Origin of the sequence: Sphingobacterium sp. UBA1498 (assembly GCF_002325125.1) — a bacterium.
Taxonomy (GTDB): Bacteria; Bacteroidota; Bacteroidia; order Sphingobacteriales; family Sphingobacteriaceae; genus Sphingobacterium.
This window is the reverse complement of record NZ_DCRG01000032.1, coordinates 307,842-323,059: the sequence shown is the minus strand read 5'-3', so window position 1 is coordinate 323,059 and position 15,218 is coordinate 307,842. Positions and strand designations below refer to the sequence as shown.

The window sequence follows — 15,218 nt, the reverse complement described above, 5'->3', positions numbered from 1 at the left end:
AAAAAATGAAGTACAAAAAATTAACGATAGCACTATGTCTTGGATTAAGCTCGATCGCCACCACTGAAGGAATGGCCAAAGCATCACATGATCCAAACGTTATAACAGATAAAAATATATTCCGGGAATTTTTGACAGTCGCAAGTCCAGACAGTAGCGGCACAGATAGTACATCAATTGTACAAATCGCATTCCGCAAAGTTCATAAAAATGATCTCATGGGCAATGTGCAGACCATCAATATTCCTCAATTGCTCGATAAGAGCTATAATACCTACAGTCTAGAAAATCTCGACGCATTTATTCCAGGTTATAATGGAAATATTTGGGGAATGAGCGGTTATCTGGTCTTAGTGGATGGATTTCCGCGCGATGCCAACAATGTGATGCCCACAGAGATTGAGCAGATCAGTGTGCTAAAAGGAGTCAATGCCATTGCACTTTATGGGAGCCGGGCGGCCAAAGGCGTCATCAGCATTAACACAAAACGTGGAACGGCCGGGGGGCAGAAGATCAAAATCAGGGCGAATGCTGGTATCAACGCTGCGATAAGCTATCCGCAATACTTAGGCTCAGCAGAATATATGACATTGTATAACGAAGCCCGACAAAATGATGGGTTAACACCGCTTTATAGTGCTGAAACGATCTATCAGCATGCAGCTGGAACAAACCCCTTTCGCTACCCTAACGTCGATTATTATTCATCGGACTATATTAAAGATCATTACAACCGCTACGATGCTACTGCCGAAATATCGGGGGGCAACCAGCGGGCGCAATACTATACCAACTTTGGATTCTGGTCAGAAGGTTCTATGCTCAATTTTGGACAAGCGAAAAAAAATGGTGGTGCCAATAGATTTAATATGCGCGGTAATATAGATGTCAAAGTCAGCGACCTCATCTCGTTAAATGTAGATGCAGCAGCCAGTTTCTATGTTTTAAAAGGAGTAAATGCAAACTATTGGGATGCAGCGGCCACGATACGGCCACATCGCTTCTCCCCACTCATCCCGATTGATATGATTGAAGAAGGAGACATCAACTCGATGGTCTATGTCAACAACAGTAATTTTCTTATCGATGGCAAATATCTCCTGGGGGGAAGTCAGCTTGACCAAACCAATGCTTTTGCAAATATTTACGCCGGTGGCACAAATCGTTATCTCAACCGGCAGTTTCAATTTAATACGGGTTTGAATTTTGACTTGAAAAATATACTGCAAGGCCTTGTTTTTAAAACTAACCTCGCCGTGGACTATCAGTCAAATTACAACCAGTCTTACAACAACAATTATGCGGTGTATCAGGCTTCATGGAATAACTACGATGGAAAAGATCGAATCAGTAGCCTCACAAAGTATGGCGATGACCGCATTTCAGGTATCCAGAATATCAGCAGCAGTACCTATCGGCAGACCATCGGACTCAATGGCTCCCTAAACTTTAACCGCACCTACAATAACAACCACCATGTTTCGGCAATCCTTTTGGCCAATGCATTTCAGATCGCTGCCTCCGGCAGCTATCATAAAGTCAGCAATGCTAACCTAGGGCTACAATTAGGCTACAACTATTCAAGCAAATATTATGTTGACTTTAGTAGCGCTTACAGCCACTCTGCAAAATTACCACAGGGAAACAGGCAAGCCCTATCCCCAACACTGGCACTTGCCTGGCGTTTGTCAAAAGAAAACTTCCTCGCCAACAGTAGTATCGTCAACGAGTTAAGATTGTCCGCTTCAGCAGGTATTCTAAACACCGATCTGGACATTAGCGATTATTTCCTTTATCAAGGCTATTACACCTACAACGACGGAGCTTGGTATAGCTGGGCAGATGGTGCATTGGTGCACTCTTTTGACAGACGAAGAGGGGACAATCCAAGCATGAAGTTTCCAAAACGCAAGGAATTTAATGTCGCCCTGGAAGGAGGACTTTACGATAACCTGATCACCTTCACTACCGCTTACTTTTTTAATCGTATGAGCGGCGGTTTGGTACAGGCTACAACACAATATCCCATGTATTTCATGACAGGTTGGCCTGTTTACTCGGATCTTCCCTATATCAATTATAACATTGACGAACGCCGGGGAATTGACTTCGGCATCAATCTGAACAAACAGATCAACCAAACTTTTGTATCGCTGGGTTTCAATGGCATGTATTATACAACAAAAGCAGTCAAGAGGGACGAACTCTATCAGTTTAGCTATCAAAATAGAGCCGGAAAGCCGCTCGATGCATTGTGGGGTTTACAGCACGACGGTTTCTATATGAGCCAGTCCGATATCGACAATTCGGCCTTCTCTTCATTTGGGGAAGTAAAGCCAGGGGATATTAAGTATAAAGATCAAAATGGAGACGGCACCATCGATACACGAGACGAAGTATATTTGGGCAAAGGCGGATGGGCGGGGTCGCCACTTACACTAGGACTGAACCTAACAGTGAAATGGAACAACTTTACCCTATTTGCAGCTGCTACAGGCCAATTCGGTGCCAAGGCCATGAAAAACAGTTCATATTTTTGGGTAGATGCAGAGGATAAATATTCGGTGGCCGTGCGTGACCGTTGGACCGAGTCGACCAAGGAGACCGCAACTTATCCACGCCTAACCACTTTCAACAGCGATAATAACTTTAGAAGTTCAGACTTTTGGCTTTATAAGAACGATCGTATAAATCTGTCCAAAGTGCAGCTTTCCTATGATTTTCCCAAACGTATACTCAGCTCCAAATTCATCCATGAACTGGGAATTTATGCCAATGGATCCAATCTGTTGATGATTGCAAAGGAAAAAGAAACCATGCAATTGAATATTGGACAAGCGCCCCAAACCCGATTTTTCAACGTCGGTCTAAAGGCTTTATTTTAATCATGAATAGTTAAAAAGAGAATGATGAAAAAAATACTAACGATAGCTATCCTGAGCAGCCTGTTATTTTCTTCCTGCGAAGATATGTTTGAGCCGGCTCTAGAGAACAATCTCGAAATTGAAACAGCCAATAGCCGTCCTTTGTATGCCCAGGGACTGCTCCTAAATGGATATAACCGGATTCCGAGCAACAGTTACAGCTTTGACGATGTAGCAACCGACAATGCCGTGAGCAACGACAAGAACAATACTTTTCTAAAAACGGCAACCGGACAGTGGACAAGCATAAACAACCCTTTCGATCAATGGCGAAACAGCTACGCAGCCATACAATATCTAAACAATTTTCTGTCCTTAACCGATCAGGTAGAATGGGCAATGGAACCAAAAGTCAGCGCCCTATTCAACGACCGGATGAAAGGCGAAGCCTACGGTCTTCGTGCGCTATTTATGTTCCATCTCCTACAAGCGCATGCCGGCAAGTCAAGTACAGGGGAAATACTGGGCGTACCTATTCATTTGACTCCCGAGACCGTCAATTCGGATTTCAATCAACCTCGAGCTTCATTTGAAGCCTGTATGCAACAGTTGTACGATGATATAAAAAATGCAGAAGACCTACTACCAATGGATTACGAAAATATAACTAGCGATGGTCAGGTTCCAGCCAAATATGCAGGATCCATAAACGCCAATGATTACAATCGTGTATTTGGCGCTACATTTAAACTACGGATGACCAAACGCATCGCACAAGCTATTCGAGCCAGAGCAGCGCTGCTGGCTGCAAGTCCAGCGTACAGTGAAGGGAGCAAAACCACTTGGGAACAAGCCGCAAACTATGCAGGACAGGTCATTCAAGCCAAAGGTGGAGCCAGTGGCATCGATCCTAAAGGATTTACCTGGTACAATAAAGATGTGGTCGATGGCCTGACCTCCGGATCCAATCCTGCCGAAATTCTTTGGCGCACCGACAAAGGAAATAGCAATAGTATGGAGCAAGACCATTTTCCGCCCACATTATTTGGCAGAGGGCGACTCAACCCGACACAGAACCTGGTCGATGCCTTCCCCATGGAGAATGGATATCCCATTGGTGATGCCAATTCGGCCTATAATACGGCCAATCCTTACGACAAAAGGGATCCCCGATTGAAAACCTATATCATTGTCAATGGAGCAACAGCGGGGGTCAGCAACACAGCGATCAATACAACAGCCAATAGTCCAACAAATGACGGCTTAAACAAAGTGGAAACCTCCACACGGACGGGGTATTACCTGAAAAAGCTCCTACGTCAGGATGTCAATCTCAATCCATCATCTTCAACCCAGCAAATGCATTTCAACGCACGTATACGCATGACAGAAATGTATCTAGCCTATGCCGAGGCTGCTAATGAAGCTTGGGGACCTACCGGCATGGGAACCTTTACGTTCTCTGCATACGATATCATCAAAGCTATCCGCAGGCGTGCAGGTGTAGGCACCAACAATGGTGATCCATACCTCGAGCAAGTAAAAAACAATAAAGATCAAATGCGGCAGCTGATCCGAAACGAACGCCGACTGGAGCTCTGCTTTGAAGGATTTCGCTTTTGGGATATCCGCCGTTGGAAAATGGACATCAATGTCGCCGCCAAGGGAATAAGCATCACTAATAATAACTATACCGAAATACCTGTAGAAAATAGAGTCTATGAAAACTATATGAATTATGGCCCAATCCCCTACAGTGAGGTACTTAAATACAGTAATCTTATACAAAATATAGGTTGGAATTAAACTTAACAAGCACACGATGAAAAAGATCAATATCCTCTACGCGATGGCCTTAGTTAGCTTGGCGTCTTGCAAAAATAATGACTGGGAGTTCCCAGACTTTGAATTTCAATCGGTATACTTCGCCTATCAGACACCCGTCAGAACGGTAACGCTGGGCGAAGACATCTTTGACAACACCCTCGACAATCAACATAAGGTTCAAGTCATGGCGACTACGGGCGGCGTGTATAACAACAAGAAAGATATTCGTATTGACTTCGTTGTCGACAACAGCCTCACAAATGGACTCAGCTACCCGAATGGGCAGTCGATCACACCTTTGCCGACCAGTTACTACCAACTTGCCAGCAACCAGATCAGCATACCAAATGGTAGCCTCACGGGCGGTGTAGAGGTACAGCTGACAGACGCATTTTTTGCCGACCCTAAATCCTTGGAAACCTATTACGTACTTCCTCTAAGGATGACAAAAGTTGCCAATGCTGATTCTATACTATCCGGTAAAACTTCTTTACAGACAGCCAATAGGGCTATCGCATCCGATTGGGATGTCGCGCCAAAAGATTTTATCTTTTATGCACTCAAATATATCAATCCTTGGCACGGCAACTATCTCCGCCGGGGCACCGACCAGATCGTGGGCAAAGGTGCTAACAGCAACTTAACTAAAAATGTTGTCAGGCACCAGGCTTATGTCGAAAAAGATGAAGTCAAAAGCGTCAGCACAGCAGCACTTAAAAAGTCGATTTTGCCGCTATCTTTTAAGGGAACTGATGATGTTAATATCAATGTGAATCTGAACTTAACTTTTGATGATGATAACAATTGCAGCGTTAGCTCGGGCAGCGCGGGTGTATCCGCGTCAGGGACCGGAAAGTTTGTCAAACGGGGCGAAAAAAATAGCTGGGGCAATGCAGACAGAGATGCACTTTATCTATCCTATACGATCGATATGGCACAAATGAGTGTCACAAGCAAGGATACCCTCGTGATGCGGGACAGATCTGTCAAAATGGAAACTTTTACACCCACTAAAAAGTAGTATCAAATCAATTATGAACCGCGATGAAAAAAATCAATAAAACTATCGTCATCCTATTTTCGCTCGGCGCCGTATGGAGTTCATGTTCCAAATATCATGCCCTGGAATACGCCGTCGACAAACCGGAGAAAGTACTTGCACAAGAAGATATAAATGCCTACAACCCATTAAAAAGTTATTTGGATAAGCAAGCCAACCCCGGATTTAAGCTGGGTGTGGCGCTCAATATAAACGACTATTTAAATAAAGGGGTGCTTTACCGCTTAGCCAACCGAAATTTTGAAGAAATGGTCATGGGCTATGAAATGAAGCATGGTTCCATTGTGCAAGCCGACGGAAGCCTGAATCTATCTCGTGTAGAACAGCTGATCACAGCTGCACAGGAAAACAACATGGCACTGTATGGCCACACGTTGTGCTGGCATTCGGGACAGAATGCCGCCTACCTGAATAAGTTAATCGCTCCTGTGGTTATACCAGGTTCTGGAGGACCAGCTCTAGCGGGCCATGCACTAAAAATGAGCAATCCCTCTGTTGTCAATGCCTGGGAAGCACAGACTGCCACAGACATTAACCCAACGGAAATAGGGAAAGAATATGTATTGAAGATTGTAGCCAGGGGCAGTAAAGCGGGCAACATTGGTATCGATCTACAGAGCACCTCCAATTATACGGGCGACAATATGGGTTCATTGGCATTAACAACAAGCTACAAGGAATACGAACTCAAAGTGACCGCAACTGCAGCGCGTAACCGTTTTATCATCAATTTTGGTCAATATGATGGAACTATTTTCATCGACAAAGTCGTGCTGACAAAAACAGGTAGTTCGGCAAGCCTTATTGCCAACAGTGATTTTGAAAACAATATTGATGGCTGGTTTGGCTGGGGAAACAACTCCACTAGGGCACAGTCAGCAGATGGTGAGGGTTATGGCAGTCCTGGAGGCAGCACGATAGAGAAAAGCCCTGCCGAGAAAGAAGCCATACTGACCAAAGCGCTGGACACATTTATTGCTGGTATGCTGGAAAAAACCAAAGGTTACATCAAAGCTTGGGATGTCGTCAACGAACCGATGTCCGACTGGCCAGACCAACATGCCTTAAAGACCGGAATCGGAAAGACCGATCTGGCGGATGACGAATTCTACTGGCAAGATTACTTAGGGAAAGATTATGCCGTAAAAGCCTTCCAGCTTGCCCGCAAATATGGCAATGCCAACGATCTCCTATTCATCAATGATTATGGCTTAGAAGGCAGTGGCGACAAATGTAAGGGGCTAATCGCGTATGTCAGCTACATCGAAAGCAAAGGTGTTAAAGTAGATGGGATCGGCACCCAGATGCACATTGATATCAATACCAGCAAAGACAATATCGTCAGTATGTTCAATCTATTGGCCTCCACAGGTAAGGTGATCAAAGTATCCGAGCTGGACATTGGCTTAGGAAATGGCATCAAGACTAGCAATGCCACGGCTGAAATGTATCAGAAACAAGCTGACCTGTACAGATATGTCGTTGAGAAATATCTCGAAATCATTCCAAAGGATAAGCAGTACGGTATTACCATATGGAGCCCATTGGATAGCCCCGATCAGGAGAGTTCATTCTGGCGTCGCGGAGAGCCGATTGGTTTATGGACCGAAGGATTTGTCCGAAAGCCAGCCTATCAGGCAGTGGCCGAGGCATTGGTAGCTAAAAAATAAGATCATTAATCACCCTTAAATATTTAAATTATGAGAACAAACAACATGTGGTTACTGGTGGTCTTTTTAATGACCTTCCTTTTCAGCTGTTCGCGGCTGGAAGAAAAAACGCTAACCAGCGAATCCGAAAGAAGTCTTAAATCCAATGTTTCTGCGCAAGCCGTTACAAACTGGCCTCGCCCAACTCCAACATTACATGTAGGAGGAAAGTACCTCAAAGATCCATGCGATAACAACATCGTCCTTCATGGGGTCGCCATTACTCCAAGCCCATGGTTCAACGGCTGTCAGTATGGTGCCAACTCAGGGTACTGTACCTGGGATAACTACAATGTACAAGGTGCCCTCAACTACAACAAAGCCGTCATTGACAAACTCACCAGTGCAGCCGATGGTTGGTACCTGAATTACATTCGTCTCCACATCGACCCTTATTGGACTAACGATCCAGGAGCGCCCATTCCTGAAAACGACATCTCCAGGTTTAACTATAATCGCTTGGTTACCTACACCAACCAGGTTATTATTCCTTTGATCAATCACGCCCGTAGCCGAGGTATGTATGTTATCTTACGTCCGCCGGGGGTATGCCCGCACCGTATTGCAGTAAACGATGCGTATCATACTTATCTTAAGACGGTATGGACTTTTCTTTCGCAGCACGCTTCACTGAAGAATGCAGACAATGTGATGTTTGAGTTGGCCAACGAGCCCGTTGAAATATTGGGAACAAATGGTACCTGGGGGATGACTGGCAACGAGCATTTCGCTGCACTGAAAAATTTCTTCCAGCCATTGGTGAATATTATCCGTAACAACGGTGCCAATAACGTATGCTGGATACCCGGTACCGGTTGGCAGTCCCATTACCAAGGCTATGTCAATAACCAGATTACCGGTGGTAACATCGGCTATGCGGTACATATATATCCAGGGTACTGGGGTGGTGTCAATACCTATCAAGCCTTTCAAAGTGCCTGGAATACTAACGTGAAACCTATTGCTGACATTGCGCCGATCGCGATTACAGAGACAGACTGGGCTCCACAAGGATATGGTACCTTCGGTACAGGTTCCACAGGTACCGCTGGTGGCAATGGCTTTGGAGCAAATTTAAAGTATATCGTGGATCAGTCCGGCAATGTGAGCTGGAATCTTCTTGCTCCGGACAATCTGCTCCACAAAGGAGATCCCAATGGTGGCACAGCCTACAACAACGATTGGGAAGCATGTGCAGCACCAAGCAAACAATGGTTTCAGCAATATGCAGCCTCCAATTATCCGATGTCTAACTGCAATGTCACTAGTCTGGTCAATAATGGGATTTACGAGATTGAATTCCAAACCGACGCCAACAAAGTCCTTGATGTAAAATCAGGTCAGGATGCCGATGGTGCTGTACTCAGACCCTGGACTAGAAATGGTGCAAATGCACAGCGATGGGTAGCGATCGATGCCGGTAACGGATATTGGCGCTTTGTATCGAAAGCGAGTGCGAGCAATCGTTGCATTGATCTAGCCAGTAACAGCAATGCACTCGGAACCTCCATCCGCCTCTGGCAGAATTACAGCAATGATGCTCAGACATGGAAGGTAACGGCTGTAGCAAATGGATATTACAAAATCGTATCAAAAGTCGATGCCACACGCGGATGGGATATCCCCAGCTGTACAATGGATGGGAACTCCAACCTGCAGCTTTGGGACTACTACGGTACATCCTGTCAATTGTTCAAATTCAAATTTATAGCGATGAACTAAATAATATCTTTTCGCGGTAAGCTGTGCTTACCGCGAAATATGTTAATTTTAGAAATATAAAAAACTCCACGATGCGACAAACACCATTTAAAATCTTGCTGTTCATCTTCCTGCTGGGGAACGTTTTAAGAACAGCAGCTTTCGCCCAAGACAAAAACTTTCATATATACCTTTGTTTTGGACAATCCAATATGGAGGGGCATGGCCAATTCGAACCACAGGATACCATCACCAATAGTCGGTTCCATGTACTTGCGGCAGTAGACTGTCCCGAGTTGGGAAGGCAGTATGGCAAGTGGTCCCCCGCCCGTGCACCGCTCGCGCGCTGCCACACGGGACTTACACCTGCAGATTATTTTGGCAGAACGCTTACAGAAAATCTTCCTCAAAATATCGAGATCGGTGTCGTCAACGTTTCGGTAGGTGGTTGTCATATACAGTTATTTGATCAAGACAGCACGGCCAGCTATGTGGCAAAAGCACCGGAGTGGATGAAATCCATGCTTGCAGCTTATGACAATAATCCGTATCAAAGACTTGTAGCATTAGCCAAGATAGCACAACAGAAAGGTGTCATCAAAGGCATCTTACTTCATCAGGGCGAATCCAATACTGGCGATCGCCAATGGCCTAATAAAGTGAAAAAAGTATATGAAAATCTATTACGCGATTTGCACTTGAGAGCAGATGAAGTGCCCCTACTTGCAGGCGAACTCCTATCGACCGAAGCCGGTGGCAAATGCGCAAGTATGAACAGCATCATCCAAACTTTGCCCGCCACTGTACCGACAGCCCATATTATATCCTCCGCAGGCTGCGAAGGGATAAGCGATGGATTGCATTTCAGCCCCGCTGGATACCGAAAGCTGGGTAAAAACTATGCGGCAAGCATGCTTAAATTGTTAACAGAAACAACGAAATAAAAAAGCTAGGGAATCCAATCCCTAGCCTTAAAACATAATCAGCGATACAGATGCTCCTCGATATTGCCATTTCTTCCAAAAATATTATCCTTTTAGAATTAAAGGGAATAACAATACGGCGTATCTGACCATTAATTATCAAAAATTTTGGCCAACTCCTGGTGTAACAGTTCACCTTTGATATTGATAGCAACAATATTTCCTTGAGGATCTACCAAATAATTTTGCGGTACAGCACGCACACCATACAATACCGCGGCCTCATTGCTCCAGCCCTTTAGATCTGCGACATGTACCCAGGGCAAACCATCATCTTTGATCGCTTTTAACCAGGCATTTTTCCCCTTTGTATCATCCAAAGAGACTGCAAGTACTTCTAGCCCCTTACTTTTATATTTGTTGTAGGCCTTCAATAAGTTAGGGTTTTCGGCACGGCAGGGGCTACACCAGCTCGCCCAAAAGTCGATCAGCACATATTGGCCTTTAAAGTCCGATACCTTGATCATTTTTCCCTGGGTGTCGGGCTGTGAAAAATCAGGTGCTTTATGACCAATTTTCACACTTCTTTCCGCCAAGAAACGAGCCTCCAGCTGTCTCCCATTCGTGGTTTGACGCACCTCTTTGGACAGCTTTAAAAATAGCGGTTCGATCTCACTGAGCTTACGTTTATTGGCCGCATCAATAAGTGCATCCACCGCAAAGATCGAATTGGGGTTTTTGGCAGCAAAAGCCAACTCTTTAACCCGTCGTGCTTCAAACCGCGCTTCAAACTGCTCATGGATAGCCTTATACTGCTCATTGGCATCAGGAGCATCTTGTTTCACAGCCCCAAAAGCTTTATTCCCCGCATCAATGATATCCATGAAACCACCGCCAATTTCCTTTAAATAAGAAACGTAAGCATCATGCAGCGGCGATCCTTTTATGGCAGCAGTACGCAGCGAATCTTTGATAGCTATGTTGTAAGTTTCATTGCTTAAATAAAAGTATAACCGATCCCCGATATTTTGTGCGATCAATTTACCTTTACCGTCCTGATCAAACACCATTCTGGAGTAAGCAGGCTCCTCAACAGCTCCTTTGAAACTAAACTTTCCATCCACAATAGCCGATGAATCCGAGACTGGAAATCCGTCTTTTGTATAATCTAGATACACTTTTTTACCATTAAAAGCTTTTGGTGAAGTTCCTTTTATGTAAAAGCCGCCTTGTTGTGCGTACAGCCCAAAAGGGCTAACAGCGAACAGGAATAGCACAATTTTTAAAATTTTCATCGTTTTTTGAGTTATTTGAGTTATTTGAGTTATTTGAGTTATTTGAGTTATTTAAATATTTTGTTAATGTTACTTTCTCCAAGTTATATCCACCAAATCGCCTGGAATCCCATCAATTTTCTTGACAAGCTCGCCATTTTTTCCAACCTGTACAGCTAAGTAGTAAAGCGATCCTCCGGCGCCAACAATCAGCGTATCCTCACTTTCATCCAATTTTAGTAATGTAACTGTTGATTTGAAAGCCATTTGCAATTCTTGCACTTGTTCATTCAATGGGTTATATCTAAATACTTTATCTTGATAAGCTATATAAATATAGCCTACACGGCTCGCCACCATTTTTGTATCTGCATGTATCCACTCGGAATGAGAAAACAGCTTTTTCTGTAATGCCTCAAACTTAAATTCCCGCATAAAATCGGTCTTAAATTTAAGTTCATATATTTTCCCTGCATCATCTTTCATATACGCATAAATATCCGTACTATTAATCTGTACCATTTGCATAAGATCCATTTTCACATTAGTCGGATCAAATACTTCTCTGCCAACCGTACTGTATTGCGTACCAAAATACATCGCACCCCCATACAGATTAACCCGTACAAACTGTCTCTTGTTACTTTCATAGGCTGTAATGAAATGGTCATTTTGTACCTTCGTAATAATAAACTGTGGCGCCAACACATAATTTCCATCTGCAGGTGTTCCAAACATGCCGTAAGTATTACTTTGATTCCAGGTGCTGGTAGCCCCACCATAAAATTTACCATTGATAACCCCAAGCAGCACCCCTTGCTCATACATTTGCAAATCCCCAACATCGATATTTTCTGGTGGTAAGAAAAAGTTTTCTTTCAGTGTACCGGGTTTAACCTTTTCTTTTTTAAGCTCTTCCAAAGTCATGCGAACCCCTCCATGCTTTCCTATATACCAATACGCTAATGGAGTATTGGCAATGGAGTGATTGGCATAAATAATGTGAAGCGGTTCTGATGGCAACACCTCATTGTTAATAATTTCATAAATGTTTGGCAAAATCGAGTTATCAGGTTTTATGAAAGTAAGTTTGCTTACGCCCTTGTCGTTGGACAGCACAAGTGAACCTCTGGAAAATTCAGTAATTCCTTGAATATAGAAATCATGGAAATACTTCATATTATTGCTAAGATCTGAAATGGTAAACCTCACCTTATATCGATTTGCTCCCAGCCCAAACGCCAGGCGCAAAGTCGCCCCGCTGTAATGATTTGCCTCTGGATCAATGGCCTCTGGCGCACTAATTTGCCAATCGTACGATAGATTACTTAGCTCTACACCCGTTATTTTCGGTTTAATGATCAAACTATCCCCGACACGTACTTCATAGACTGTATCCAATCCCTGAACAATAGGTTCATTGGGAATATGTATCGAATAATTCCCCTTATCCTTGTAACAACCGTAAAAAAAGGTGCAAATTAAAAGGATAAAACTATATTTAATTATTGCAGTTAGCTTAAGTTTGTTGAATTTCATGTTATCTCACCTCCTTTCCATTTTCATCAATAAAGAAATACTTACCAGTGGAATTATTTCTCTTAATTAATATTTTCCTACCGGGATTATTAATAGGATAAAAATCATATGTTTCGCCATTATCTTTTGTAGTTAGTGCATAACCTTTTTCCGGATGATCGTTGACCCATTTAAATGGATCGTTCAACATAGCTAGTAAAAGATTGACGAAATATAGATTTTTAGGGGCATCTAAGCCATTTGTGGTTAGCGACTTCTGCTCAGTTACAATGTAAAATAACTGATGTTTCACTTGAGAATAATTATTCAACCAATTGTCCCACCAACTTGGGCGCTCCAATTTTGCGGATAAAACCAATTTGACACGAATAAGATCTGGATTTCGGATACCGAAATCTGAATTTTCTTTTAATTTGATGATCAATGATACAGCACGATGCTCCAGATCCTTTACATTATGTACAATAATGGGCAAGTAAGTTCGGCCTTCTTCTGCCTTTAGGGTATATGCCGTCTCCAGTTTGTCATAATGTATTCCTGTTTTAGCCGTAGATGAATCAGCTACAACATAGGCCTCATATTTTCGAGGTTTAGCCTCGCGATACCCCATAACCTTTACGGGAACGTAAACTGTATCACTCGATTTTTCCAAATCATAAGCAAAGGTGTAAATGATACTATCCCGATCGACATCATTCAGGTCAAAATAGACGTTTGCTGGTTGGCCGTAGGTTATCAAGCTTGCTTTTTTACAAGAAAACAGCAAGAGCAGGCCTAATAACATAAATAAAATAGGGTTAAATTTCATGTAATTATCTTTTAACGTTGTCCATAAATAATCTCATCATCAGGAAGCGGCCAGACAAAAATTTCCTGTTTAGCCGGAATAACCTCACCATGTTGGCCATTGATTGGTAAATTCAACCGCTTATAGAGATAAAACAATTGCCCTTCAGCATACATTTCTTTTCGGTATTCTTTGACTAGTTCGCTGATAAATTGATTCTTTGTACTTACTTGCAATTTTTTCCCGATCTCGCGGTGTTCCCTCACCTCATCCACTAATGCTATCGCTTTAGTAGGATTACTGTCATAAGTACATTCAGCGGCGATATAATACATTTCACTTAATTTGATCGCCGGAGCGACCAAATAATGTAGATTAGCGCTAAAACTGTCACTAAATGAATTTCTCCTAAACTTCAGAAGTGTAGATGCACGTTGCGTGCCCAAACTCCTGCTTTCAAACCACTGGGTGAATCGTATATCCGTGCCCCCATCGCCAGCAACATTATAGATGGTTCGCGTTTCATCTTCGTCCAAATACATCCCAACCGTTCCGTCCACAAACCAGTCATTATTATAAGTTCCGCTCATGGCAGGTATATACCAAGCAAAAAGCAATTCCTTATAAAAAATGCGATCTTTCTTATCAGGTTCTAAAGCCAAAAAATCTGTTTTATTGGTCCACGGAAATTTGTTCGCATTGATAACCTCGTTGGCATTAGCTAAGGCTTTCACTTGATCGCCCTGATACAAATAAATCCTAGCCAGCAAACCACAAACAGCGAAATAATTCAATCGGTGTCTTCTATTTTGTAAAAACAGCTCACTGCTATTTAACTCTGAATTTTTTAAAGTATCCGTTATAATTGGGTAGCCTATTAGATAAGAAGGCTGCCTAATTGGGTCCACTTTTAGGAGATTTTTAGCTATTTCCAGATCTCGAATTGCTGAGTCTAGCACTTGCGCCACCGTAGAAAGCTTGGTTGATTTATTCGAATAGCTTGTTACATAAGGAATGGCATCGGACTTGCTATTTAGCATCGGAGAAGGAGCAAAGAGTCGAAGCGCATCAAAATGAAGATAAGCCCGCAATGCCAAAGCTTCTCCTTTAATTAATGCGTAGTTATTGCCTACAAATAGCTTCTGCTTCTTATCGATCTCTTCTAAAATTAAATTCGAATTTACAATCCCATTGTACAGACCCTTCCAAATGTTATCCTTCCTAGTAATAAAATTAGCGTCTTGATATTTAAATTTTTTAGTCTCCTCGTACCTTAATTTATCACCACTGGCCATGACATAATTTTGAGCCAAAACTTCTGGCGTTCCTATGGTCAATTCCAATCCGTACAAGTCACTTTTTGACGCACGCGTATACACCCCTAACAATGCCTCTTTAAACCCATCCTCAGTAGAAAAAAGCACATTTTTGTCTACATCACTTTCTGGTTGTATATCCAACCATTTAGCGCAGGAAAATAAGCTCAATGTGGATATCAGTATTAAAATTTTATGAATATTTTTCATATTGTCTA

General features: G+C 42.9%; 10 protein-coding genes. 6 read left to right on the top strand and 4 right to left on the bottom strand.

The genetic code is table 11. From position 1 onward, the window contains the following. Window positions 1-5 precede the first annotated feature (5 nt). The 6 genes from B3139_RS18280 to B3139_RS18255 all read left to right on the top strand — a co-directional run bounded on the left by B3139_RS18280 (window position 6) and on the right by B3139_RS18255 (window position 10,105). Entirely contained in the window at window positions 6-2,885 is a 2,880-nt protein-coding gene (locus tag B3139_RS18280) for a SusC/RagA family TonB-linked outer membrane protein (protein ID WP_293884975.1), read from the top strand. 24 nt (window positions 2,886-2,909) lie between these two features. Then, window positions 2,910-4,670, top strand: a complete 1,761-nt coding sequence (locus tag B3139_RS18275; protein ID WP_293884974.1) for a RagB/SusD family nutrient uptake outer membrane protein — start codon at window positions 2,910-2,912, stop codon at window positions 4,668-4,670. 16 nt (window positions 4,671-4,686) lie between these two features. Beyond that, a complete protein-coding gene (locus B3139_RS18270) occupies window positions 4,687-5,712 on the top strand; it encodes a DUF5627 domain-containing protein (RefSeq protein WP_293884973.1) in 1,026 nt (341 codons plus the stop codon). Between the two features lie 23 nt (window positions 5,713-5,735). After that, a complete protein-coding gene (locus tag B3139_RS18265; RefSeq protein ID WP_293884972.1) occupies window positions 5,736-7,421 on the top strand; it encodes an endo-1,4-beta-xylanase in 1,686 nt (561 codons plus the stop codon). Between the two features lie 30 nt (window positions 7,422-7,451). Then, complete coding sequence (locus B3139_RS18260; RefSeq protein ID WP_293884971.1) at window positions 7,452-9,182, top strand: RICIN domain-containing protein; 1,731 nt, start codon at window positions 7,452-7,454, stop codon at window positions 9,180-9,182. A gap of 71 nt (window positions 9,183-9,253) precedes the next feature. Next, complete coding sequence (locus B3139_RS18255) at window positions 9,254-10,105, top strand: sialate O-acetylesterase (protein ID WP_293884970.1); 852 nt, start codon at window positions 9,254-9,256, stop codon at window positions 10,103-10,105. Window positions 10,106-10,236: 131 nt separating this feature from the next. Here B3139_RS18255 and B3139_RS18250 read toward each other — a convergent pair whose 3' ends face one another. From B3139_RS18250 to B3139_RS18235, 4 genes are all read right to left on the bottom strand, one after another. Further along, window positions 10,237-11,379 carry a TlpA disulfide reductase family protein gene (locus B3139_RS18250; RefSeq protein WP_293884969.1) on the bottom strand — a complete coding sequence of 381 codons (1,143 nt, stop codon included), beginning with the start codon at window positions 11,377-11,379 and terminating at the stop codon, window positions 10,237-10,239. 69 nt (window positions 11,380-11,448) lie between these two features. Then, window positions 11,449-12,897, bottom strand: a complete 1,449-nt coding sequence (locus B3139_RS18245; protein ID WP_293884968.1) for a PKD-like family lipoprotein — start codon at window positions 12,895-12,897, stop codon at window positions 11,449-11,451. Window position 12,898: 1 nt separating this feature from the next. Then, window positions 12,899-13,705: a DUF4843 domain-containing protein gene (locus B3139_RS18240; protein ID WP_293884967.1), complete on the bottom strand. Its 807-nt coding sequence runs from the start codon at window positions 13,703-13,705 to the stop codon at window positions 12,899-12,901. 11 nt (window positions 13,706-13,716) lie between these two features. Beyond that, window positions 13,717-15,210 carry a RagB/SusD family nutrient uptake outer membrane protein gene (locus B3139_RS18235; RefSeq protein WP_293884966.1) on the bottom strand — a complete coding sequence of 498 codons (1,494 nt, stop codon included), beginning with the start codon at window positions 15,208-15,210 and terminating at the stop codon, window positions 13,717-13,719. Window positions 15,211-15,218: the final 8 nt, after the last annotated feature.

What these genes read in the sequence shown, in the direction of transcription:
- B3139_RS18280 (WP_293884975.1), top strand. Translation starts at nt 6, where the DNA reads ATGAAGTACAAAAAATTAACGATAGCACTATGTCTTGGATTAAGCTCG.
- B3139_RS18275 (WP_293884974.1), top strand. Translation starts at nt 2,910, where the DNA reads ATGAAAAAAATACTAACGATAGCTATCCTGAGCAGCCTGTTATTTTCT.
- B3139_RS18270 (WP_293884973.1), top strand. Translation starts at nt 4,687, where the DNA reads ATGAAAAAGATCAATATCCTCTACGCGATGGCCTTAGTTAGCTTGGCG.
- B3139_RS18265 (WP_293884972.1), top strand. Translation starts at nt 5,736, where the DNA reads ATGAAAAAAATCAATAAAACTATCGTCATCCTATTTTCGCTCGGCGCC.
- B3139_RS18260 (WP_293884971.1), top strand. Translation starts at nt 7,452, where the DNA reads ATGAGAACAAACAACATGTGGTTACTGGTGGTCTTTTTAATGACCTTC.
- B3139_RS18255 (WP_293884970.1), top strand. Translation starts at nt 9,254, where the DNA reads ATGCGACAAACACCATTTAAAATCTTGCTGTTCATCTTCCTGCTGGGG.
- B3139_RS18250 (WP_293884969.1), bottom strand. Translation starts at nt 11,379, where the DNA reads ATGAAAATTTTAAAAATTGTGCTATTCCTGTTCGCTGTTAGCCCTTTT.
- B3139_RS18245 (WP_293884968.1), bottom strand. Translation starts at nt 12,897, where the DNA reads ATGAAATTCAACAAACTTAAGCTAACTGCAATAATTAAATATAGTTTT.
- B3139_RS18240 (WP_293884967.1), bottom strand. Translation starts at nt 13,705, where the DNA reads ATGAAATTTAACCCTATTTTATTTATGTTATTAGGCCTGCTCTTGCTG.
- B3139_RS18235 (WP_293884966.1), bottom strand. Translation starts at nt 15,210, where the DNA reads ATGAAAAATATTCATAAAATTTTAATACTGATATCCACATTGAGCTTA.